General features: G+C 52.1%; 1 pseudogene. It reads left to right on the top strand.

Going from position 1 to position 238, the window contains the following annotated elements:
• Window positions 1-238, top strand: a pseudogene (locus EO131_RS17505) (hypothetical protein); the annotation flags it as partial.

Here is a 238-nt window from a genome sequence, read left to right as displayed (position 1 = left end):
TGCGCCAGGCACCTATACCGTGGAGTACACCATCTGCGAGATTGCCAATGTGGACAATTGTGACACAGCCACCGTGACCGTTGAGGTTCAAGAGGGCATGGGCAATACAATCGATGCAGTCGACGATTCCTACGTTTCAGATACCTCGGGAGGCATTGTACCGGACAGTAACGTGCTTTCCAATGATACCCTGAACGGTGAACCCGTTACCTTGGAGGATGTGATCTTGACCTCCACA

The sequence above is a fragment of the Flagellimonas beolgyonensis genome (assembly GCF_003992615.1).
Taxonomy (GTDB): domain Bacteria; phylum Bacteroidota; class Bacteroidia; order Flavobacteriales; family Flavobacteriaceae; genus Flagellimonas; species Flagellimonas beolgyonensis.
The sequence above is the reverse complement of the archived record's forward strand: the minus strand, read 5'-3'. Positions and strand labels throughout refer to the sequence as shown.